General features: G+C 49.1%; 27 protein-coding genes and 3 pseudogenes. 26 read left to right on the top strand and 4 right to left on the bottom strand.

Translation table 11 applies throughout. The features are described from left to right. Positions 1 to 122: 122 nt before the first annotated feature. The 19 genes and pseudogenes from CAFE_RS12505 to CAFE_RS12420 all read left to right on the top strand — a co-directional run. Positions 123 to 1,319 (top strand): annotated as a pseudogene (locus tag CAFE_RS12505) (ABC transporter ATP-binding protein); the annotation flags it as partial. Positions 1,320 to 1,386: 67 nt separating this feature from the next. Further along, complete coding sequence (locus CAFE_RS12500) at positions 1,387 to 2,541, top strand: ABC transporter substrate-binding protein (protein WP_156990844.1); 1,155 nt, start codon at positions 1,387 to 1,389, stop codon at positions 2,539 to 2,541. Beyond that, entirely contained in the window at positions 2,538 to 3,560 is a 1,023-nt protein-coding gene (locus CAFE_RS12495) for a FecCD family ABC transporter permease (protein WP_156990843.1), read from the top strand. The genes CAFE_RS12500 and CAFE_RS12495 overlap by 4 nt, the downstream gene beginning before the upstream one ends. A gap of 27 nt (positions 3,561 to 3,587) precedes the next feature. Next, on the top strand, positions 3,588 to 4,364 hold the full coding sequence (locus tag CAFE_RS12490) for an ABC transporter ATP-binding protein (RefSeq protein WP_156990842.1): 777 nt from the start codon (positions 3,588 to 3,590) through the stop codon (positions 4,362 to 4,364). A gap of 359 nt (positions 4,365 to 4,723) precedes the next feature. Further along, complete coding sequence (locus CAFE_RS12485; RefSeq protein WP_156990841.1) at positions 4,724 to 5,398, top strand: response regulator transcription factor; 675 nt, start codon at positions 4,724 to 4,726, stop codon at positions 5,396 to 5,398. Continuing rightward, positions 5,395 to 6,489 carry a sensor histidine kinase gene (locus CAFE_RS12480; RefSeq protein ID WP_156990840.1) on the top strand — a complete coding sequence of 365 codons (1,095 nt, stop codon included), beginning with the start codon at positions 5,395 to 5,397 and terminating at the stop codon, positions 6,487 to 6,489. Before CAFE_RS12485 ends, CAFE_RS12480 begins: the two co-directional genes overlap by 4 nt. A gap of 79 nt (positions 6,490 to 6,568) precedes the next feature. After that, entirely contained in the window at positions 6,569 to 6,964 is a 396-nt protein-coding gene (locus CAFE_RS12475; RefSeq protein WP_156990839.1) for a hypothetical protein, read from the top strand. A 3-nt stretch (positions 6,965 to 6,967) separates the two neighbouring features. Continuing rightward, a complete protein-coding gene (locus CAFE_RS12470; protein WP_156990838.1) occupies positions 6,968 to 7,366 on the top strand; it encodes a metal-dependent transcriptional regulator in 399 nt (132 codons plus the stop codon). 24 nt (positions 7,367 to 7,390) lie between these two features. Further along, positions 7,391 to 7,882, top strand: coding sequence for a MarR family winged helix-turn-helix transcriptional regulator (locus CAFE_RS12465; RefSeq protein ID WP_156990837.1), 492 nt, complete (start codon positions 7,391 to 7,393; stop codon positions 7,880 to 7,882). Positions 7,883 to 8,016: 134 nt separating this feature from the next. Further along, on the top strand, positions 8,017 to 9,264 hold the full coding sequence (locus CAFE_RS12460) for an MATE family efflux transporter (RefSeq protein WP_233452805.1): 1,248 nt from the start codon (positions 8,017 to 8,019) through the stop codon (positions 9,262 to 9,264). Between the two features lie 264 nt (positions 9,265 to 9,528). After that, positions 9,529 to 9,804 carry a cytidylate kinase family protein gene (locus CAFE_RS20500; RefSeq protein WP_330593980.1) on the top strand — a complete coding sequence of 92 codons (276 nt, stop codon included), beginning with the start codon at positions 9,529 to 9,531 and terminating at the stop codon, positions 9,802 to 9,804. Then, positions 9,723 to 10,142 carry a cytidylate kinase-like family protein gene (locus CAFE_RS12455; protein WP_330593982.1) on the top strand — a complete coding sequence of 140 codons (420 nt, stop codon included), beginning with the start codon at positions 9,723 to 9,725 and terminating at the stop codon, positions 10,140 to 10,142. The genes CAFE_RS20500 and CAFE_RS12455 overlap by 82 nt, the downstream gene beginning before the upstream one ends. A 62-nt stretch (positions 10,143 to 10,204) precedes the next feature. Then, entirely contained in the window at positions 10,205 to 10,405 is a 201-nt protein-coding gene (locus CAFE_RS12450) for a hypothetical protein (protein WP_156990836.1), read from the top strand. 695 nt (positions 10,406 to 11,100) lie between these two features. Further along, entirely contained in the window at positions 11,101 to 11,337 is a 237-nt protein-coding gene (locus CAFE_RS12445) for a hypothetical protein (protein WP_233452804.1), read from the top strand. A gap of 568 nt (positions 11,338 to 11,905) precedes the next feature. After that, positions 11,906 to 12,244: pseudogene (locus tag CAFE_RS12440) on the top strand (type II toxin-antitoxin system PemK/MazF family toxin); the annotation flags it as partial. A 34-nt stretch (positions 12,245 to 12,278) separates the two neighbouring features. Further along, the gene (locus tag CAFE_RS12435; protein WP_156990834.1) at positions 12,279 to 12,611 is read left to right on the top strand and encodes a recombinase family protein; all 333 of its coding nucleotides are present in this window, start codon (positions 12,279 to 12,281) and stop codon (positions 12,609 to 12,611) included. Continuing rightward, positions 12,608 to 12,925, top strand: coding sequence for a helix-turn-helix domain-containing protein (locus CAFE_RS12430; RefSeq protein WP_156990833.1), 318 nt, complete (start codon positions 12,608 to 12,610; stop codon positions 12,923 to 12,925). Before CAFE_RS12435 ends, CAFE_RS12430 begins: the two co-directional genes overlap by 4 nt. Next, on the top strand, positions 12,922 to 13,299 hold the full coding sequence (locus CAFE_RS12425) for a tyrosine-type recombinase/integrase (RefSeq protein WP_156990832.1): 378 nt from the start codon (positions 12,922 to 12,924) through the stop codon (positions 13,297 to 13,299). The genes CAFE_RS12430 and CAFE_RS12425 overlap by 4 nt, the downstream gene beginning before the upstream one ends. Before the next feature lie 90 nt (positions 13,300 to 13,389). Continuing rightward, positions 13,390 to 14,169 carry a site-specific integrase gene (locus tag CAFE_RS12420; RefSeq protein ID WP_156990831.1) on the top strand — a complete coding sequence of 260 codons (780 nt, stop codon included), beginning with the start codon at positions 13,390 to 13,392 and terminating at the stop codon, positions 14,167 to 14,169. Between the two features lie 277 nt (positions 14,170 to 14,446). Here the strand turns inward: CAFE_RS12420 and CAFE_RS12415 are convergent, their stop codons facing one another. Continuing rightward, positions 14,447 to 14,647 carry a hypothetical protein gene (locus CAFE_RS12415; protein WP_156990830.1) on the bottom strand — a complete coding sequence of 67 codons (201 nt, stop codon included), beginning with the start codon at positions 14,645 to 14,647 and terminating at the stop codon, positions 14,447 to 14,449. Positions 14,648 to 14,740: 93 nt separating this feature from the next. Between CAFE_RS12415 and CAFE_RS12410 the strand changes: the two genes are divergently transcribed. From CAFE_RS12410 to CAFE_RS12400, 3 genes are all read left to right on the top strand, one after another. Next, positions 14,741 to 15,097 (top strand): MerR family transcriptional regulator, encoded by a 357-nt coding sequence (locus CAFE_RS12410; protein ID WP_156990829.1) that lies wholly within the window; start codon positions 14,741 to 14,743, stop codon positions 15,095 to 15,097. Between the two features lie 66 nt (positions 15,098 to 15,163). Next, positions 15,164 to 15,742, top strand: a complete 579-nt coding sequence (locus tag CAFE_RS12405) for a MerR family transcriptional regulator (RefSeq protein WP_156990828.1) — start codon at positions 15,164 to 15,166, stop codon at positions 15,740 to 15,742. A gap of 75 nt (positions 15,743 to 15,817) precedes the next feature. Then, complete coding sequence (locus tag CAFE_RS12400) at positions 15,818 to 16,078, top strand: hypothetical protein (protein ID WP_156990827.1); 261 nt, start codon at positions 15,818 to 15,820, stop codon at positions 16,076 to 16,078. On the opposite strand, the gene tnpC is transcribed toward CAFE_RS12400, so the two are convergent. The 3 genes from tnpC to tnpA form a co-directional block, all read right to left on the bottom strand. Continuing rightward, positions 16,041 to 17,627 carry an IS66 family transposase gene (gene tnpC / locus CAFE_RS12395; protein ID WP_166525136.1) on the bottom strand — a complete coding sequence of 529 codons (1,587 nt, stop codon included), beginning with the start codon at positions 17,625 to 17,627 and terminating at the stop codon, positions 16,041 to 16,043. The two genes, CAFE_RS12400 and tnpC, sit on opposite strands and share 38 nt — an antisense overlap. A gap of 77 nt (positions 17,628 to 17,704) precedes the next feature. Further along, complete coding sequence (gene tnpB, locus CAFE_RS12390; RefSeq protein WP_156990826.1) at positions 17,705 to 18,058, bottom strand: IS66 family insertion sequence element accessory protein TnpB; 354 nt, start codon at positions 18,056 to 18,058, stop codon at positions 17,705 to 17,707. After that, positions 18,055 to 18,405 (bottom strand): IS66 family insertion sequence element accessory protein TnpA, encoded by a 351-nt coding sequence (gene tnpA, locus CAFE_RS12385; protein ID WP_156990825.1) that lies wholly within the window; start codon positions 18,403 to 18,405, stop codon positions 18,055 to 18,057. The genes tnpB and tnpA overlap by 4 nt, the downstream gene beginning before the upstream one ends. A gap of 503 nt (positions 18,406 to 18,908) precedes the next feature. Between tnpA and CAFE_RS20805 the strand changes: the two genes are divergently transcribed. From CAFE_RS20805 to CAFE_RS12365, 4 genes and pseudogenes are all read left to right on the top strand, one after another. Next, entirely contained in the window at positions 18,909 to 19,337 is a 429-nt protein-coding gene (locus CAFE_RS20805; protein ID WP_461950003.1) for a hypothetical protein, read from the top strand. 163 nt (positions 19,338 to 19,500) lie between these two features. Next, complete coding sequence (locus CAFE_RS12375) at positions 19,501 to 19,998, top strand: DUF6550 family protein (RefSeq protein WP_330593981.1); 498 nt, start codon at positions 19,501 to 19,503, stop codon at positions 19,996 to 19,998. 66 nt (positions 19,999 to 20,064) lie between these two features. After that, positions 20,065 to 21,753, top strand: coding sequence for a hypothetical protein (locus CAFE_RS12370; protein ID WP_156990824.1), 1,689 nt, complete (start codon positions 20,065 to 20,067; stop codon positions 21,751 to 21,753). Between the two features lie 83 nt (positions 21,754 to 21,836). Beyond that, positions 21,837 to 22,067, top strand: a pseudogene (locus CAFE_RS12365) (DUF3852 family protein); the annotation flags it as partial. Positions 22,068 to 22,194 lie beyond the last annotated feature (127 nt).

The raw sequence follows: 22,194 nt of genomic DNA, 5'->3' as shown, positions 1-22,194 counted from the left end.
ATATTCGATATCCGTAAAAGTTTGTTGCTTTTTCATTTCTCTGCACCGCCTGTGAATTGATAGTTCTATTTTACCAGAGTTCTCCTCTCTTCGGTAGAGGGGCGGATTAAATCAGAGGTTCCCTAATTCTTGGAAATAAACGCGGAGCCAAACTGGAAGCGGAAAACGGAAATCGTCTTGCCGACATGGTCAGTCTGTTTGTGGAATATGTAAAGGGAATCCCATTGTTGAAAGCTTTTTCAACAAGCAGAAAAATTGATGAGAAGCTGGAAAAAGCAACCGTTCATTTCGGTGAAAGCAGTAAGGAGCTTTCCCGATACAAGGCACGGCAGCTTTCCCGCTATGGCTTCTTTGTTGATTTATCATACGGCGTCATGGCGATTACCGGAGCCATTTTTGTGTTCAGCGGAAAGCTGGCGCTTATGACATATTTCCTCTACATTATCGTCAGCAAGGAAGTATATAAGCCGTTTAACGCAATGGAGACCTATTGGATGAATTATTTATCCGTTACGGACAGTTATTGCCGAATCAGGAAAATACTCGACGCTCCAATTATAGAAGAACCTGATAAGCCCCTGCAGCCATCCGGTTCAGATATCGAGTATCGAAATGTCGGATTTTCATATGAAGAAGATGAATTTGCGATGCGAAACGTCAGTTTCCAAGCTCCCGCCAATACCTTAACGGCTTTGGTCGGAGAATCGGGTTCCGGAAAAACAACCGTGACAAATCTCCTGCTTCGCTTTTGGGATGTTGAAAACGGCAGTATTCAGATCGGCGGTACTGATATTCGGAGCATGAGCTATGATGATTTGCTCGGTTCCGTCAGCATCGTTATGCAAAACGTTCAGCTTTTCGCGGATACCATTGAAGGCAATATCCGGCTGGGAAACGCGAATGCCACCGATGAGGAAATCATCAGAGCGGCTCAAAAGGCAAGAATTCATGATTTTATTATGACTTTACCGCAAGGGTACAAAACGGTAATCGGAGAAAACGGCGCAACTTTATCCGGAGGGCAGCGGCAACGGATTTCCATTGCAAGGGCATTTTTAAAGGATGCCCCTATCTTAGTTCTGGATGAATTTACAAGCAGCATTGATCCGGGCAATGAAGTGCTGATTCAGGAGGCAATCACGGACCTGATCAAGAACAGAACCGTTTTGGTAATTGCTCATCACCTGAATACCATCCGCTCGGCGGACCAGATACTGGTTTTTCGGAATGGAGAAATTGTGGAGCGTGGCAGGCACGAGGAATTATTAAAAAAGAACGGATATTACAATAGCCTTTTTAAAGCTCAATCCATTAAATGAAAGGAGCAAAGTTCAATGAATTTAAGATTTATATATCTGGAATTACTTGTAAAGGAGATACCACAAGATGAAACATAATGTTACAGCCTTTGTTCTAACCGGTATTCTGTGCCCGCTTCTGGCGGCCTGCGGTCAACCAGCGAAAGAGGCGGACACGTTCTCCGCGGCGAAACCATCCGCTTCAGTCTCTAATGAATCAAGCAACACCGCATCGGTATCAGCCCAGTCCAGAATCATCACTGACTTGGACGGCAACACGGTCAAAATACCGGCCGCCTCGGAAATTAAGCATATCGTCATAATAAGTCCTCCGGTTATGTCGTTTGTTATTAAGAATCTCCCGGATACCGGCATGATTGTTGGAATCAATTCCCGCTCGTTTACAACATCCAACACGGAAATCGTGAAAAAAGTGTTTCCTGACTGGAAGAACGTTAATACGTCTTTTATCGATTCCAGCTTCGCAGTCAATAAGGAATCCCTGATGGAGCTTCACCCCGATATTATCTTCTACTATGGAAACGTACAAAAAAGAGGACTTAAAAATATAGACATTCCATCTGTTGATTTCTTTTCAAAACAGTTGAATGATCCCGAAGAAGTTTCCATTGCATGGGATAAGCAGATCTGCGAAATTTTAGGGCAGGGTTCTACAAGCAGTTTGCAGGATGAATGGACTACGGCCAATAAAAAGTTATCTGATATTTTGAAAAGCAAAAAAGAAACCAAAACCGCGCTTTGCGTTTTCTCAAATACGGCCGGAAAAGTTGTTGTAAGCGGCAGCGATTCGTTCGATTCCTATGCACAGAGCTTTTTTGACAAAGCGGAAATCACAAATGTTGCCGCCAATCTTAACGGTACCTCCGAGGTTTCCATGGAGCAGATTTATAAGTGGAATCCCGATATGATTCTTGTGTTTCATGACTCTCCGGCGCAGGCTATTTTGGAGAATTCTATCGAGGGTCAGGACTGGTCGCTGTTGGACGCCTGGAAAAGCAAAGCGGTCTACGACGTTCCAAGAACCACATACTCCTGGATAACGCCTTGCGCGGATTCCCCGTTGATGCCTTTGTGGCTGGTATCCAAAGCCTATCCCGATTTGCTGGATGAAAACAGCATGGATAGCCTGCTCTCGAGCTATTATCAGCGTAATTACAAGATTGATCTAATCGATTCTGACATCCGCTCAATTTTGGATTTGAGGAAAGCCACAACGCGATGAACAGAGAAAAAAACAAACGCTGTCATAAGGTAACGCTCATTCTGATTCTTCTTTTGACGATCACCGCTGTATGCGCTGTGCTGGTGGGACAATATACGATCGGTCTTACCGACTTTTGCCGGATCATAACGGAAAAAGTAAGAGGTACGCTCGGCGATTCCATGAAAACCTCCGCACACGTCATCTTTCAAGTCCGCATTCCGCGAATTTTGTTAGCGGGCATGGTGGGGGCCGGGTTGTCCATATCCGGATCCGCCTTGCAGGGAACGTTTCAAAACCCGTTAGTTAGTCCCGATTTGCTGGGAGTTTGCTCGGGGGCAGGGTTTGGAGCGGCACTGGGCATTTTGATCGGGAACGGTACTGGTTTGCTGACGCCCGTACTGTCACTTGTATTCGGATTGGTAAGCGTCTTATTGGTGTTCTTTTTTGCGGGTGTGAGCAGCCGTTCAGAGACGTTGTCCGTTATATTGGGAGGAATCATAGTTTCCTCCATTTTTACGGCGTTGATTTCTTTCATCAAATATGTCGCGGATTCCTCTGAAACACTCCCTGCCATCACATTCTGGCAGATGGGGAGCTTTGCGAACGCAAGCTATCACGATATTGGGATTTCCTTTGTCCCCATTGCCTTCGGAATAATCGGGCTGCTTTTGCTGCGCTGGAAAATCAATCTTCTTTCCCTTGGGGACGAAGACTGCAGCACACTCGGCATAAATCCAAACCATACCCGCTGGATGGTGATCCTGTTCACGACTCTGACAACCGCCGGATGCGTAACGGTCTCCGGTGTAATAGGCTGGGTGGGCCTTGTGATTCCGCACATTTGCAGAAAAATCGTAGGGGTAAATCACGGTTATCTGCTTCCGACCTCTTGCCTTGTAGGAGCGATTTTCATGATTCTTGTCGATACCGTTGCGCGGAATCTGACATCGGCTGAAATTCCCATCGGGATTCTCACCGCCTTGATTGGCGCGCCTTTCTTCGCGGCTATTTATCACAAGCGGAAAAAGGTTGGATAATTAGTAAAGACGAAGTGAGGAACGAATATGATTTTAGAAGTTTATAACGGCTGTTTTGAATATACGCAAGGGCAGCCTGTTTTGCAAAATATTGCTTTTCATTTGGATTGCGGACAAATTATGGCGGTGATGGGCAGAAACGGCATTGGCAAGACCACTTTGATCAAGTGTATTGTCGGAATTTTAAAATGGAATCGAGGATATTCCACGGTGGATGGGGTGAGAAGTCAGGTCGGCAAACCCATGAAAAGCGTAGGGTACGTACCGCAGGCCCACAAAGTTTCCTTTTCCTACTCGGTAAGAGATATGGTTGTGTTCGGCAAGGTCGGACATCAATCTTATCTGGCGGCTCCCGGAGATAGCGACTATGCTCTTGCAGACCAAATTCTTGACAAAGTGGGCATTTATGACTTGCGGAATCATTCCTGCAATGAGTTAAGCGGTGGACAGTTGCAGCTTGTTTTTATTGCAAGGGCCTTAATCAATTCCCCCAAGCTCCTTGTCTTAGATGAACCGGAAGCGCATCTGGATTTTCGCAATCAAATCAGGCTGATCAAATTGATCAAGAATGTCGTATCAGATAATAACATTGCCTGCATCATCAATACGCATTACCCAAATCATGCGTTGAGAATTGCCGATAAGTGTTTTTTGTTGGGAGAGCAGGACTATATAGAGGGCCGAACCCTTCAGATCATGACAGACGATAATATCCAAAAATATTTTGGTGTCTATTCTCATGCCTATCAGTTTCGGTATAAAGACGAAAACATTACTGCATTCACATTTTTAGATGAAGTATAATTCCTATGCCTTAATAATTTTGAGGTTGCCCGCCCAACAAAAAGCTTTTCCCCTTCCGAACTTCCGGGCTTGGAGGGCTTCTCTATGCGAGTCCGGCATGATAGGAACAGGCGGCTTCTGTTTATCAGCGGCCGGGTGTGATGAAGCGGACATTTATCTGCTGCATTTCGCCCGCCTTCTTCTTCGAACAAGTAGTATTACTTTGCAGCTTGCTTTTCCTGCCTTTATGAAACATACTGTATGGGAAGATTAAGCTGCCAAAATAAACACTATTGATAAAAGCGCATGAAGCATGTAATTTAAATCCTGTTTAAATTTATGTTTTAATATAATGAATGTCCGTGAAGGGGGGAGTACCAATGAATAAGATCCTCGTTGTTGACGATGATTCCAACATCCGCGAATTGATCCGGCTGATTCTGAAAAAAGAGGGCTTTGAAGTGACAGAGGCCACAGATGGAGAAGACGCACTGGAAAAGATTGAAAAGAACAAGATCGATTTAGCTGTGCTGGATATCATGATGCCGAAAATGGACGGCTGGGAATTTTGTAGAGAGGCCAGAAAGTTTTGGGACCTTCCGATTCTCATGCTGACCGCCAAGGGAGAAACAAGTCAGAAGGTAAAAGGCTTTGAGCTCGGCGCGGACGATTATCTGACAAAACCGTTCGAACCGGCAGAGCTTACCGCGCGTGTGAAAGCCCTGCTGAAACGCTGCCATATAGCCGCCTCAAAGATCATTGAACTCGGAAAAATAACGATTGATCAGAACCAATACATGGTAAGAACGGAAACAGAAGAAATCACGCTGCCGCTCAAGGAATTCGACCTGCTGTTTATGCTGGCCGGCACCCCCGGAAAAACGTTTTCACGGGACCGGCTGATTGAGGATATCTGGGGATACGATTTTGATGGAAACGAGCGTACGCTGGATGTGCACATCGGACGGCTGAGGGACAAATTCCCGCCGGATTTGTACGGTTTCAAAATCACGACCATCAGGGGTGTCGGCTACAGGCTTGAGGTGGCAAGATGAAACATGGGTTGAAGCATATACTCCTGTATCTTATCCTTGCGGCGGCGCTTTTTACTTGTCTGCTGATTGGCGCGTATCTAACGGCGCCTTTATTCGGCGGGGGAATCTCTGTTCAGGCAGCCGCCAGGCAGGCCGCTTATTCGGCTGCCGGATTGCTTCTTTTTGTGTTGCTTTTATTTCTGCATCAGACGATACGCCATTGGATCGCCCATCATACGTGTTATGGGAAAGTGCATAAAAACTCCTACCATACCTTCATCAACGAAATAGAGACCGCTTTGGACAAAATCACCATAGGGGATTTCGAAGCCCGGATCGATAAGGAAAAGTACTCTGATGCCGGATACCATATGTCGGATCTCATCGACAAAATCAATCATATGGCATCTGAACTGGGCGGAATGGAGACGATGCGTCAGGATTTCGTATCGAATGTTTCCCATGAAATCCAGTCGCCGCTGACCTCAATCAGAGGCTTTGTTTCTTTGCTCAAGGATGACAGCCTGAGCAGGGATGAGCAGCTTCATTATATCGGGATTATCGAGTCTGAGAGCCTGCGTCTGTCGAAGCTCGGTGAAAACCTGCTGCGGCTTTCGACACTGGAATCCGAATGCGCCGAAATCAGTCCGAAAAATTATTCTCTCAGCAGGCAGCTGAAAGACGTGATCCTGCTGCTGGAACCGCAGTGGTCTGCAAAGAATATTGAGGTATCGCTCAGCGAGGAGGCCGCCGATGTTTTTGCGGATGAGGATTTGCTCAGCCAAGTGTGGATCAATCTTCTCAATAACAGTATTAAATTCACTCCTGCCGGAGGAAAAATTATAATCTCTGCCGCAAAGCAAGAGATGCAGACGGAGGTAACGATATCCGATACCGGGATCGGGATGACGGAAGAAACCATGGCGCATGTCTTTGAGCGCTTTTATATGGCGGACAAAGCGCGCAGCAGAAGTGCGGGAGGAAGCGGCCTTGGCTTGTCCATTGTAAAAAAGATCGTCCAGATGCATCACGGCCGGATCGGTGTTGAAAGCAGGCCCGGGGAAGGGACAACCTTCTGGATAGCGATTCCCCAAAATACGGAGTCTGTTTAAACTGCGTTTAAATTCACGCTAAATGGAGTTTAAGAAGGAGTGTTAAAATGCAGACAGCAAATGCAAAGGAGGCAATCAAATGAAAACAGGAATAACGGCGACTGGCCATGAAAAATCAAACCTTTCGGGATCACGACAGGGAAACGATAGGATGCCGAAGGTTCTGATTGATTATTTGTTCAGCCTGATAAAAACGGATCGGGAGATATCCGGCTGCCGGCATATTTTCAGACTCGGAAAAGGCCAACTGGGCGGTGAAGAGATTCAGGATATCTTTCACACCGGTGAAAACAAGGCGATTGCAATACACAGGGTGTTCGGTTATAAGCCTCTCACCGCCGAAATTATCGTGATCTGTGACGGAACGAACTATTATATGTCGCTTTCAAATGATGCGTTTGCCGCAGACGGTCCTACGGATTCCCGTATAGAAACAAAAATGTCTTTTTTAGCGGCTGCGGCCTGTAACATATGAAAAATGAAATCAAATGAATCCTGTGAAAACTACCTGAAAGCAATCTATGAGCTTCAGAACCGCCATGGATACGTGCGTTCCGTTGACATAGCCAGAATGCTCGGCTATTCAAAAGCAAGCGTTTGCGTAGCCATGAAAAAGCTCACACAAAAAAAGCTGGTAGAGATGAATTCAAAGAAAGAAATTCGTCTGACTGCGTCAGGTGAAAAGGCCGCCGCAGATCTTAAAAAGAAATATACTCTGTTAAAACGCTTGCTCACCTCGGTGCTGGATGTGGATGAACAAACAGCAGCCCAAGATGCCTGTCGGATCGAGCATGTAATCAGCAGCGAGTCTTTAAACCGACTTGAAATGGAATTAATTCGAGACACTCAATTAAAAAAAGCCGGTATTGACAAATGAGTTTAGCTGCTATATGCTGGGATCATGACAAATATAAAATCAAAAAACAGGACAAAGATAAGCTACACTTTTTTGAGGGTAGTCACCAAGTTTTCTGAGATTGACAGGAAGACCCGGTATTACGGCACGGACCAACCCTTATACGAGGCGGAAATCCATATGATCAAATCCATCAAAGAGAACGAGGGAATCCATGTGACGGGTTTGGCCGATATTTTGGGCGTGACGAAAGGCGCGGTTTCCCAAATTATCGGCAAGCTGGAACGCAAGGGGATGATCGTCAAGGATACCGACCCCCGCAATCTGTCAAGACTTTCATTGAGATTGACCCCAAAGGGTGAAACGGCCTATCAATACCACGAAGAGCTGCATCAGGAACTTGACGGGCTTTTCAAAGCCGCGCTTGAAGACGCTACTGAGGGAAATAAGGCGTTTTTGAAAGACTTCCTTAATTCGCTTGATGGAAAACTTGACGTCTATGAAAAAGAAGTGCGTCCAGACCGTTGGCAAAAATAATCGTCCGGCTTCGGCCGGATGATTTCAGGCAAAAGTGTATAGCTGCTACACTGAAACCTGGATTCATAAAAGGCAACGGTATTTATTGAGAATGTGTATAGCAGCTAAACTAATTTTTGAAAGGAACATATATTATGAACGAAAAAGATCAAAAGCTTGAAATGATGCGGAGCGGAAAAGTATCCACCGCATTGCTGAAAATGGGGCTCCCCACCATGATTGGAATGCTTGTCTCAGCGCTGTACAGCATCGTGGACGCCTATTTTGCCGGATGGCTCGGAACTTCGCAGCAGGCGGCAATCGCGGTTGTGTTCCCGATGATACAGATTATCATCGGATTGGGTATGACCTTCGGCACCGGCGCGGGGTCTTTCATTGCGAGACTTCTCGGAAAAGAAGATATGGACGGGGCAAACCGGGCTGCGTCTACAGGAATGTTCACCAGCCTGTTTGTCGGTATTTTAGCAAGTATGGGCTGTCTGTGTTTCCTGGAACCGCTTCTCAGAGGCCTTGGGGCGACGGACACGATTCTTCCTTTCGCAACCGATTATGCCGTTGTGTATATTGGCCTCGCGTTTTTTGACATTTTCAATGTTACCATGAACAACATTGTGACCGCAGAGGGCCGCGCCAAGCTGGCGATGATCTCCATGATGCTCGGAGGCGGTCTGAATGTGATACTGGACCCGGTGTGTATGTTCGGCCTCCAAATGGGAATCCAAGGAGCAGCCGTTGCGACTGTGATCTCCCAGGCGGTTGTGTCGGTGATGTTCCTGCGGTATATTCTGGGCAAAAAAGGGACGCTGCGTTTCTCTCTGCGGCTGTATACCCGCAAATGGTATCTCTTCCAGGAGACTTTCAAGGTGGGCATTCCCATTCTTGTCTATCAGCTTTTGTCCAGCGTTTCCATGGGCATGACAAGCTCCGCGGCGAGTACATACGGGGATTCCGCCGTGGCGGCGTTCGGCGACGCGATTCGTCTGATGACACTGGGAACGTATGTGGTGTTCGGTTTTTTGAAGGGCTTCCAGCCGATTGTGGGCTACAATTACGGCGCAAAGAACTATGACCGCGTCAGAAAACTTGTCAATACGACGCTGAAATGGTCAACCATCTTCTGCGTCGTCGTCGCGGCGATTATGCTGATCTTCCCCAGTCAGCTCATGTCCATCTTTACGAAGAGCGACACAGAGCTGATTCGAATCGGCGCATTGTCTCTGCGTGCCAATGGAGTGATTTTTGCCTCTTCGGCTTCGAGCAGGTCGCGATGGCGGTGTTCCTTGCAATGGGAAAAGGAATGCAGGGCGGTCTTCTCAGCATCAGCCGTCAGGGCCTGTTCTTCATTCCGGCAATGTTGCTTTTGCCAAGGATATTCGGTCTGAACGGTATTGCGTGGGTACAACCTGTTGCCGATGCATTTACAATTCTTCTGGCCGCAGTCTTTATGGTTCAGTTCTACCGGGACTTGCGTCGGCTGAGCGCGGCCAGCGTGCCGGAAGAGGGAGAATAACCGTTTTCTCTATCCGGTAGGCGATTATTAAACTTATCCGTGTTTTCATTATTGTGATTCACGGTCGAAGCTACTGTAAGCCAAAAGAAACGATGGAAAAGCCAATTATGGCCATCATAAAAATTAATAAAGGAGCATGAGAAAAATGAAAAAGAAAATTATTACAATCAGCAGAGAGTTTGGCAGCGGGGGCAGAACCATTGCAAAGGCGCTGGCAACACGCCTCGGTATTGCATATTACGACAAGGAGCTGGTCAAGCAGATGCGATTGATACCGGCCTGGATCAGCAATTTGTTTCAGACGAGAGCGATTATGCTCCAAGCAAGAGTATTTTTGCCTATAATTTACAGGAAGGTATGTTGGGTGGGCTGTGTGCGGCGGATATTCTCTGGGATGTGCAGCGCAAAGTGATTCTGCAACTGGCGGATAAGGAACCCTGTGTCATCGTCGGAAGAAACGCGGATTATATTCTGAGGGATCGCACCGATTGCCTGAACGCGTTCATCCATGCCGACACCTCATTTCGTGCGGAACGTATTGTAAGGCTTTACGGCACAACGGAAAAGACGCCGGAGGAGCGCTTAAAGGATAAAGACGCCAAACGGCGGATTAATTACAAGCATTTCACCGAAAAGGAATGGGGCATGTCACAAAATTACCATATCTCGCTGAACAGCGGCGTCATCGGTATTGATAAATGCGTGGATATTATCGCTGATCTTTTTACCGGACAAAGCAATTTGAAATAGCAAGTGAAATGTCGTAAACCGGCAAAGAAATAAGTGTATGACTGAAAGAAAATTAGGAGGTCATGATGACAAATTTTAAAGAAAGACTGAAAACCTATGGATTGAACAAGGTCCTCTCCTACATGGATTCGAACTACGAACATAACATTCCAAAAGCTCTCGACTGGCTTGAGCGTTTTGACAAAGAAGGCCAATACGCCGGAGCATATAAAACTGTAAGAGAAGTCATGGCAGTACCTGAAAAGTGTTTTTTCCGATCTTGATGAAGGCTCCAGAAGGATGCTTTTATTATCAATGCATCTATTATTGATACTGGTGTTTAGAAAGGGAGAAATCGTGGAACGCGGCAGCCATGAAGAATTATTAAACGAGGGTGGCTATTATAAAGATCTCTTTTATGCTCAATCGTTTGAGGATACGACTAAAAGAGAGATAAACGCAATGAATAAGTGCGCATATGGCGTTGTATAAAAAGATGCAATTTTTCAACCAAAAGCTTCGCGCTATTTAAAAATGAACTGAACAAGGCGCTTCCCGCCCAACAAAAAAACGCGAGTTTGGCGGGTTTATTCTCATGCCTGAATAAGCAATATCATAGCCCTCCAGGCTCACAAGTTTGGAGGGTTTTCTTATGCGCGTTCAATATACGTTGAGTTTCAGGCGACCGCTGCCAAGCAGCGGCCGAGCGTGATGAAGCGGACTACAATCTACTGCTCATCGCTTTTTTAACTGGTAGACTGTCAAAAAAAGCCTGTGCTTCTCATGGGAGAGGTATGAGCATAGACACGAACCAGTAGAGCAGGTATTTTGCGAAATAATTTATAGGAGCGCACTCATGGGCATCAATGCTCACCGATGTGCTCCTTTTTTATTATATGCTATCACTCCCCACTGCCGGGCCCCACCGTTTGTTCTTCATTTCCGGATTTTAACAATCACGAAATGGAGGACAAGCCCTATGGCAAAGTATCAGAAAAAGACAAATTACCGAGAGAAGTATCCCGGTTTGATCGAAGAAATTATTGAGGTCTTGGAGAAAAGCGATCGGCAGATGGAATATCTGCAGTATGACATCAAAGTCGAGCGATGCCGGATCAACTCTGTCAGCGGCGCTGTTACATATCTCCCCAGCCGGGAGGACTCCTATGAACGGCTTCTGGAAGAAAACAGGCATTCATTTTATGACCATCCATGACAGAAAGATAATAATTCTTAGCAAATTAAAAAAGCTGATGGAAAAGTAGAAATTTTTCCGTGCAGCCCCCTCGCTCAACGGGTAAGTAAGTGAGGGGGTTTTTCTATTCCCTCGTTGTTCCTTGAAAATTTCATATCCGGCAGCATAAATACATGATCTGTCCGGCCGTGATGAGCGGCAGCGAAAATGACGGGCGCGCCAGGACTACCTGCGGATGGGTGACAGACATCCGTCGAACCGACGGCATCGAAGGCGACGAGCGGGAAGGCCCGGTCATAAAACAGCCTGTGGTGGGCTGTTTCGCAGTGAAACGGACAGTGCCAACGCTACTTCCGTCCAGCCACAGATTCAAGCAATGGGGGCGGCTCGGTGAGAACCACGGAGAGGTGAAATTTTTATGGCGTTTGCTTAACCGGCAAACCGTTTATGCTGCCGCCCTAGCTTCGGGAAGCAGTGCCGAATAGAAGCATCAGACCAATAAAATGAAGAACAAGCTTACTATAGATTTGAGGGACAGCCATGTCCAACCGGCTGTTCCTTGTTACATACAGTGGCGGAGGTGCTTGGCATGAATATAAGCAGAGGAGATGTTTTCTATGCGGATTTGATGCCGGTCATCGGGTGCGAGCAGGGCGGCATCCGCCCCGTCCTTATTATTCAAAACAATATCGGGAACCGATACAGCCCCACCGTAATCGTTGCAGCCATCACCAGCCGCATGGAAAAGATTTCTTTGCCTACCCACGTGCCGCTGACGGGAGAGCATATCGGACTTCGGCAACATTCCATCGTAATGCTGGAGCAAATCCGCACCATTGACCGCTCCCGCCTGCGCGCGTATCTGGGCCGCATCGGCGGCGAGTGCCTTCGGAGTGTTGACGAAGCCCTGGGCGTCAGCCTGGGGCTTTTTATCAGACAAGCTGAGAGTAAGGAGGAGCAGTATGAAACGAGCATGGCTTTATTACCGCATAGACGCGCCGGAGGATCGAAACGGCGCGCTAAAGAAGCAGGAAAAGCAGCTTTATGATTTTGCGGAACAGTTGGGATATCAAGTTGCAGGAGTAAGCGTTGATCTTGATCAGAATACGGAATTGGAGAAGCTGAAACAGGATGCCGACGTGAAACGTTTTGATGCTCTCCTTGTCACCAGCCTGTTCCATATTCATCGTGACCGCCGTCAGGCGCTTGCCTGGGTGCATGAATTTCAAAGCTTTGGAATTGAAGTCTTTTCTCCTTTGGAAGGACATATTTCCGCAGGGGAGGGTTTGATATGATTGCCGTTTCCGAGCGGGTGTATCTCTCCATGTTCAGGGATGAGCCGGAGGTCTTCACGGTTCCGGAAGCCGCAAAATTGCTGCGTATCGGTATCAATCAGACCTATCGCTTGGCACGGAGCGGCCGATTGGGGAGCATCCGGGTGACTAACAAGGTACTGGTCCCCAAACTGTCCGTTGTGGCGTTTCTGGTCGAAAATAACCCGTGCAGGTTTGTACCGTTTGACACCTGGCTTTCTCCGTCTGAGTGTGGTATTGTGTGTACTGCCGACGGCAGTACCGGAGAAAGCCACGCGAAAGGAGAACGGAAATGAAACGAATCACAGGCCGTTTGGCCACGAAAAATCAGAAATGGTACGCTGTATTAAATTTGTATGACACAGATGGAGTCCGCAAGCAAAGATGGGTCAGTCTTGACCTGGAGGACAAGCGCGGCACGAAAACGGAGGCCAACCACCGGCTTGCCGAGGTATTGGCGCAGTACAACGTCGGGGATTTATACCTTCAGGAAAACATGACCCACGCGGAACGGGAACGCAACCGGATCGCCAATATGTTGGTGGAAAATTATCTTCTGGAATGGCTGGAGCAGCACAAGCCCAATATTTCAAGCTCTACCTACCTTAATTACAAGAGAATGATCAACGGCAGGATGACAGCTTTTTTCAAACCGATGAAGTCAAGGTAAAGGAGGTCACCGGCGACGAAATCAACGCCTACTACACGACGATTCGCGCAGACGGGCTGAAAGGCACAACAGCACAACGTCCACCACGCCATGCTGCACAGGGCTTTCAAACAGGCTGTCAAGCGGCGTATCATCGCATCAAATCCCTGCCAGCAGGCGGACCGGCCTAAGTCTGTGCCGTTCATCGGCAACTATTATAATGCGGATGAACTGAAGGAACTTCTGAACTGTGTAGAAGGTGATCCCATCCGCCTGGTCATCATGCTGGCGGCCTACTACGGTCTGCGCCGCAGCGAGGTGCTTGGGCTAAAATGGTCGGCGGTGGACTTCACCGCCAAGACGGTCAGCATCCGGCACAAGATTCTGGAGGAGGAAACCAAAAGCGGCGTCGTGCTCAAGGGCTACGACGTGATGAAAACGAAATCCTCTTACTGCACTCTGCCACTGATCTTCCATGTAGAGGAGGAACTTCTGGCGGAAAAGGTGAGGCAGGCGGAAATGCGAAAGGTTATGCGCGGTTCCTACAGCAAGGAATACACGGAGTACATATGCGTAGACGCGCTGGGCAGGCTGATTACCCCGCAGTATGTCAGCAACCATTTTCAGGTGATTCTCAAAGAAAACGGCTTGCGAAAAATACGCTTCCACGATTTGCGTCACAGCTGTGCCTCGCTTCTGCTGGCAAACAATATTCCCATGAAGATGATTCAGGATTGGCTGGGGCATTCCGATATGGCGACCACCGCCAACATCTACTCGCACATCGACAGCTCCAGCAAGCTGGCCAGCGCCAACATGATTGAAGAAGTGCTTGGAGTGACCGAAGACCAGGATAATCCGGAGAACGACAAGGACGAAAAACCGGAATAAACTCTCCGAAGGTTCGAACCCACGCAATGTCGCAGAAGGCTTTCCCATCTTGCAGTTTTCTTGCAAAAAAGCTTAGAAAAGCCGCGAATCCGCTTGCCTCGATTTCTACCAAAGTGGGGGAAGTAATGTGAAAGCAGGCATAAAAATGTCCTAAAAGCCCGGAAAGTCCGAGCTTTTAGGACGATTGTGGCGGAGAGGATGGGATTCAAACCCATGTGACGTTGCCGTCAAACTGATTTCGAGCCGTTGAGAAAACGGCACGGTATCTCACGGAACCTCATGGTTCATCACGGAAAAAATCCACGCAAAGTCCCGTGTTTCCAAGGCTTTGAGCCAGTAAACCCTGATGAAATAATGGCTCATGAGCACTCTGGTTCATCAACTGAATTTCAAGCAAAAATACCCCTGTTTTGCTGATTTTCTGCAAAAGTGCAAGAAAACTGCAAGATGAAATTCCCTGACGCCATGCGCCTTTCAAGAACCGACCTTGTAAAATTGCAAGAAACAGGACCCTAATTTTAGAATGATTCTCCTTTCTGCCGTCGGCAAACAACGGAAAGGAAGAATTTAAATGACACAGGAACAACTCCGTAAAAAGCTGGAGCGGCAGTTCAAAAAATATCCCGACTGCGTATTTCCCGAGGACGTATCCAAAATGCTCCGCCTCGGTATCAACACCGTTTACCACATGCTGAAGGGCAACCTGATCTCCTGTTATCTTGTGACTAACAAATATCATGTGGCCAAGCAGGACGTGATTGACTTTGTTCTCGCCAGCGGCTACACCGAATGCATCTCACCCACCGACCAGCGCAAGGAAATCCAAAAGTACTGCGCCAAGAAGCCGCGAACTGCTTCTGAGATCTCGAGTATACTGGGGATATCCAACCCGGGAGAAGATGTTGGAATCCTATGTTTCCTCAGGTAACGACCGTTTCAAGGGCGTAGTGCTATATCGGTGCAAAAAGCAACAACCCGGACAAGGCTCCAAAAAATGAGCAAGTATGCCGATTTGAAGGGCCGGTATCCTGAAGACCTGACTCTGGACGAAATGCGCACGATCTTGCACATCAGCAAGCGTAAAGCCAGCTATATGCTGAAAAACGGCTACATCCCCTGCAAGGACAGCGGCAAGAAGACGCGCAATTTTCGGGTCAAGCTGAAGGATGTCATTTCTTATCTGGAGGAGATGGAAGAGCATCCGGAAAAGTATACGCTTCCCGGCGGAGCCTTTTCTTCTGCCACTCCGCATCAGCACGGCAAAGGGACACAAAGGCTGCCTGTAGAAGAATTCCGCCTCTGGTTGGAGGATGAGTGGTTCGCCGCACCGGATGCCATGACCAAAAGAAAAATGGCGCAGCTGACAGGCTATTCCGACAGTGCCTTTCAAGACTGGATTTCATTGGGAAAACTGAGATACATTTCACTTTATGGCCGATCTGTAACAGCCAAGATATGGTTAATCGATTTTTACTGCCATGACGGCTACCTCATTGTGCAGAAATCCAAGAAACACCGAAAACTGTTGAACCGCTTTTTTGAGGAGTATAATAGCAAGACCGAACAGTATTGATATTTCGACTAACTTAGGCTAGAATAGGAATCGTTTGTTTTAGCCTAAGTTTTTTGTTGCCAGGAGGTTGACGAGATGGAAAAATTCATTCCCTATGAAAAACTGTCCAAGAAAAAGCAGCGGGAACTTGCCGCTAAACGGCGAGGAAGTTGGGGCGCGTTGAATCCTGTTACCCGCAAACTGAAAAATCCCAAAGCCTACAATCGGGAAAAGGCACGGAAATGGAGTGATGAATCACCCATGACCGTGCCTTTTGAGTTGTATTATTTATTCCGCACGTCTCTGTGTAACGTAAGCGTCAAGCAGGCGTGCGCGAAGTCGCCGTGGCACAGATAGAACGCCTCGCGGAATCCGGCATAAGGAGATTGAGCGCATCTGGGTTATCGCGGATATTCCAGTTTGGTGCGTTTTTCAAAATATAGACCAGATACTCAAACGGATTCAGCCCGTTCTCCTTGGCCGTTTCGATCAGGCTGAACATTACAGCACTTGCCTTTGCTTCGCGCGGCGTGTTTGCAAACAGAAAGTTTTTGCGGTCAACTACAAAGGGCTTGATGCTCCGTTCAGCCCTGTTGTTGCTTATTTCGAGCCGTCCGTCGAGCAGATAATGTTCGAGATATTTCCGCTGAGACAGAGCATAATGTACCGCTATTCCTATCCCCGTTTTAGGCGCAGCGTTAAGCGACACCGCCCACTCGAAGAATTCTTCGAGCACAGGCTTCGACTGCGCCAGGCGTTTTACATAGCGCTCTTCCGGTGCGAGAGACGAAAACTCGCGTTCAAGCTCGAACAAATGGTCACAGTACCGTTTCCCGCGCAAGGCATTGCTGCTCTCCCGGTCACGCTCCGGCAGAGCTTTCAGCGATTCATCAAATTTTCGCCGGACATGCGCCCAGCAGCCTACCACAGTTATTTCGCTTCTGAGGGAATGGTATCCCTCGTACCCGTCTGTATGCAAATAGCCCTTGAAGTCCTTCAAAAACGCTGCCGGCCGTTTTGACCTGCGGTCCGGCTGGTAATCATACAGGACGATCGGTTGCACAGCGTCCCCGCTTGTCCGGTACAGCCACATATAGCTCTTGCTCTGCGCCGTTTTCCCTGGTTCCCGAAGTACCTGGAGTGTCGTTTCGTCCGCGTGAAGAACGCCGTGATTGCAAAGCATCTCATGCAGCGCCTCATAAACGAGCTCCAGCCAGTCTTCCGTGGCCCGTATCAGCCAGTTTGACATTGTCTGCCGTGAAAGCTGAATTCCGTTCTGCTGCAATTCCTTTTCCTGACGGTAAAGCGGCGAACCCATTACGAATTTCTGTGTCATGATATGCGCTATTGCCTCCGGGGAAGCAAAGCTACCTTTGATGACCGGCTCGCTCACCGCGGCTTTGACAATGGGAACCCCGTACTCATCCTTTTCGCATTCGCGGCAGGTGTAAACCAAGCGAACGTGCTTGCGTACCTTTACCTGTGCCGGAACGATTACAAGCTCATCCCAGCTGTCCCGGCCCATCACATGAAGCGGTCCGCCGCACTCAGGGCAGATACGTTCGCATTCAGGCAGGTCATGCTCCACAATTTCGACCGGCAGATTCTCCGGGAGCTTGTCCGTTGTTAGGCGAGTCCGCTTGCGGTAGTGCTTTTCGACCTCCACGAGCTCCGGCTCCGCCACGTTTATATCTGCAAAAAGCTCAGCTTCATTAAAAATTGAAAGCTGAGCCAAATCATATTCGCTTTTCTCGCTGGAAGCCTCGTACTGCCGATGCTTTGAGATACGGAACTGCTCCTCGTAGTATTTTACGAGGACTTCGAGCTCCGAAACGCGGGCTTTCAGCGCGGCAATTTCGGCCTGGTTTTCAGTCGCCGAAGCGGCGGTCAAATCACTCTTTTCCATGCCTTTATTATACCGCAAAACCTCCTGAAATACAAGCAATTTCAACGTTTTCAGATATGTTTTGGCTCACTCTTTTGCTACACCGCGCGCCGCCCGTTTACCTCATTTCGGCGCAGCTTCAGCTCAACTTTTGACCCGCAGAGCAGGATTGCCAGCTCTTCTCCCGACAGGTCCATCGTCATCGCTTCGCCCTCGCCCGGCCATTTAAAATGTCCCTTCTCCAGCCGCTTGAAGTACAGCCAGAACCCATCGCCGTCCCATTCGAGTATCTTCAGCCTGTCACGGCTTCGGTTGCAGAATACAAACAGCGAACCATTGAAGGGATCAAGCTTGAAGCTGCCTTCCACGATAGCGGCCAGTCCGTTTATGGACTTTCTCATATCTGTAGCTCCGCAGGCAAGGTAACAGGACTTCCCACTGAAGCTGATCATAGTTCCTTCAGAACCCGGCAGACTTTTGAGAGAAGCTCCGGATCTGTCTCCGTGCCGACCGTTATGCGGCATCCTCCGACTTCGACTGTCAACCCCTGCGTCTGAGCCTGTTCGCCCTTTACACAGAGTGCCCATCCGTTTGGTACAAGGCGTTTTTCTTCTGTGGAGGGCTGTATTTCTGAACATGCCGCCTCGCGCAGTTTGCGTTGCCAGTAGAAATACGTGTTTTCGTGTATTCCAGTCTCCTCGCAGTATGCCCGGATTGATAGCCCTCTGTCCGCACGGTCCCGCATTGCCTGCGCCCAATGCGTAAGCCGGTATTTGCTCGCAATCTCTCTTGTATTCATGCAACCACTCCGTTTCGTCTTGAAAAACCACATATGGTTTTTCACTTCCTTTTGGAGTCAATTGTAGCATGGTTGTCGCATCTATGACAGGTGACCACTTATTTGACGGTTACTGTGTAACTAGGAAGCCATTCCCGTGAAGCGGCATACTTATAACCACAGAAAATTTGATCTGTGTGTGGAAAGTCGGTGTCGGTGAGAAAGTTTTTTAACCAGACAATCTCGATAAAATAGTGAGGTTAACTTTGATGAAACTAAATTTGATGGAACGCCGTGTGAGGGAAAACTCTCATGCACGGTGTGGAGCGGGGGAAAAACCGGAGAAAAGAGCATCCGGCCACAGGCCGGATGCTACGGTCAAAGGTTTACCTATCGCTATAGTGACATCCAAAAACTTCCGTGCTATACTCAAGAGCAAGAAAGGATCGGCCTTTCCGCTCACCATCGCGGTGACTCTGGCACTTCTGCTACTTCTCTGCGTCGCTTCCGAGGGTATCCGGCTGATGATCATCGCCCAGGGTGTGCGGGACGCGGTGCAGTCCGCCGTGATCTCGACCGTGAACGACAGCTATGACAATGTGTACCACGGCGTGCGGGAGGGCTATTCCGGCGCTTACCAGCCCTCGGCGGACGAATTCGAGGAAAGCCTCGATTACGGCGATATTTACGGACGGCTGGACAATCTGCTGGAGCTCCGGCAGGAGAATGGATATCATGTGAAATACGCCGGGGACGAAGCGGAATTCCGGCTGTCAAACCTGTCCGTCCATCTCAGGAACATGCCGCTGGCGCCATCCGATCCGGATAACGCGAACGGTTATCTGGCCGACGCGGTGATCCGTCTGGAGGTCCCCATGCGGTTTGGTGGAAATATCCTGCCGCCCATGACGATCAATCTCAGGGTGCAGGCAAAATATATGCCTTTATTCTGACTATTTCACGCGTGCCCATAGACTTGCGAAACCGTCTGTGGTACTGTGTGATACTGAAAAAAGTCGATGAATCAACAACCATGAAAAGGAGGGTACCTCATATGAAACTGACAGATAAAACAAAAAGCGGCTCACGCTTGCCGGGCTCGGCGTCTTGAGCGTTGTGCTTGTCGTCGCTATCGCCGCGCAGTTCAGAACGGGGACGCCCACGGACAGGCAAGTGGACACCTCCTCAACCGCGTCGGATGCCTCGGTTCCTTCCATCTCCGCACCAGGGGCCACGGACTCTTCACCGGACGTCAGCGTCTCCGCCATTTCCGCACCGGATACGGCTTCTCAGGGCGGCGCCAAAGATACCGGAGATCCCAGCGGCACGGATCAGAGCATTCAGGCAGAGGTCACAAAGCCGTCCGCGCCCTCGGCGGAAGCGAAAACGAACCCCAATCAGACGCCGGACGGTAAAAAGGCTTCCAAAACGGATAACGGCACGCCAACCGCGGATTCCTCCTCCAAATCGTCGACACCGAAATCCGGAGATAAAAAGGATGGAAAGATTTATATACCCGGTTTTGGATGGGTTACAGATAACGGCGGTGGAGGATCTGGTACAACTGCCGGTGATATGTACGAAAACGGCAACAAGATCGGCAACATGAGTTAGCTCGATATCACGATATTACGGAAAGCACGGCTTCGGCTGTGTTTTTTTCTTTGAAAGGGGGATTCCATGAAACGAATCATCAGCATTGTTATCGCGTTTATACTGATGATTTCCGTATTTCTGCCCATGAACGCCTATGCCATCGGAGACGGGAATGTGGATGGCGGTGGAGGTGGGATGGGAGACGGAACTAACACGGATTTCTGGAACACCGGCGACGAAGGAGTACGGGTAACAGTCATCCGAGCCAGCGATCATGCGGTAGTGACAACACCTATTGACTTGACAAATAAACACCCAGTGATTGCTGTTAACTTTAATAAAGTCTGCAAAATTTCTTATTCACAAGGATATGCTCTTTCTCCTGATACCCATAGCTATGATTATGTGAACCCGTCTCAGGCCCTACCCAAGATCATCAGCACATCCGGAGGAAACGGCAATATCGCCGCGATCAAGAGCTATTTCACCGACGAGCAGGTAATCCGGAGTATCGCGAACCTGACCGGAATGAACTTTAATGTTCTGATCAACGGGCAATATAAGCTGCTTCTGGAGCCCATCGCATATATGACGTTCGGCGGTGTCAAATACGCCATGACCGCCACGGAGGCCGCGCTGTTCGATCAGCAGCTCGGGGGCGGCCTGCGGAGCAAGATGGTCTCTCTCAGCCACAAAAACCTGCCGCTGGCGATGTTTCTGGAAACCCCGGATCTCGGTTACCCGGCATGGGGCGGTTCCACGACCAAAGCCGCGTCGGACACGGATATCATCTCATCCCTTGGTCTTGGCATTGTACGGTTCAGCGAAGCGGAGCCGCCTACAGTCAGCACGACAAATTATGAATACCGTGTCAACACGGAGGTCATCACATCCGTGACGGTGCGCGGCGGGCAGTCCGATCCGGACAACCCCGTCACAGTGCGTTTCACTATTGGGGGCCATACTTACACCGTAGGCGGCGTCTACTACCCGGACGGCGACAGCCAACTGGCGTGGGTGCGCTGGACAACGCCATCCACACCGCAGGCCATGACCATCCGCGTGTCGGTGAGCGGCAGGGGTTCGGCAAGCGAGGGAACCATCACCGTAAAGATTGCGGATCTCTCCGGACACGATCCCCCCGATCCTGTGGCGGATGACCGGAACGACTCCTACAGCGCGTCACCTGTTCCCAATAATACGCAGAAAACCTCCGTGTCCTGGGGAGTCTGGCGCCCGTACTGGCACGCGAATTGGGTCTGGATTTCTACAGGAGAGGACTCCGGCTATTGGGAGGACGCCGGATGGTGGGACTTTAACTGGACTTCCTATTCCGCAAGCCTGACCGCTTCCATGAGCATTACGCCGGACGCGAAAGATCCCACAGCATCGGAAAAAACTCTGAAAAGCGGTTATGGGATCAACCAGACAACGACTGCCAAGGTCAGTACCAGCCAGTCCTCGGCAGTGACCGGCGCGCAGACTGCTGTAACGCACTTTCCGGAATTCGGGTACCAATCCTTCTGGCGGCTGCTGGAGCAGACGCGCTCCGGATACAACGCGGAGTTTGGGTTCGCGTCCAATAAATATTCGACTTACAAGCGCCGGACGCACTTCACGCCGATCTGGATGCCGGATGGCAACTACACGCCCTATACCTATCTGGAGGACTGCTGGACGCCCGCGGGGATGCTCAGCATGAACCTCACTGATTCGGTAACGGTACGGGGCAGCCTTTGGAGCGACTGGCACATCGCGCCAGTAAAGCCATAACAACAGAAAAGAAAAAAGATCGCGGAGCAGGAGCTTCAGCGATCCTTTTTCTTGCGCAAAATCATTTGAAAGGTGGAAAATCCATGAAAACGAAACGTATTCTCGCGGTTCTGTGTGTGGTTCTCGTCCTGACCTGCCTCTTTGGAACAACCGCGTATGCGGCGGGAAGCGGCGATGTGGCGGGGGCTGTGGAGGGCACCTGGAAAACGGCGTCACAGCAGATAAAGACTGTTGTCAACAGCGTTGTATTCCCGGCTATCGACCTGATTCTGGCCGTGTTTTTCTTCGCCAAATTGGGCACGGCTTATTTCGACTGTGCGCCCGTAACGGCGATGTAATAATTCTGGATTTGGCAATCCAGCGGGTAAAAGCTCATTCGCCCGTCATCAACCGGCTTACCTGAGGGGGAAACCTCATAGGGGAAAATAGCACACCGGTAAA

Source organism: Caproicibacter fermentans, assembly GCF_009746625.1.
Classification (GTDB): Bacteria; Bacillota; Clostridia; order Oscillospirales; family Acutalibacteraceae; genus Caproicibacter; species Caproicibacter fermentans.
The sequence above is the reverse complement of the archived record's forward strand: the minus strand, read 5'-3'. Positions and strand labels throughout refer to the sequence as shown.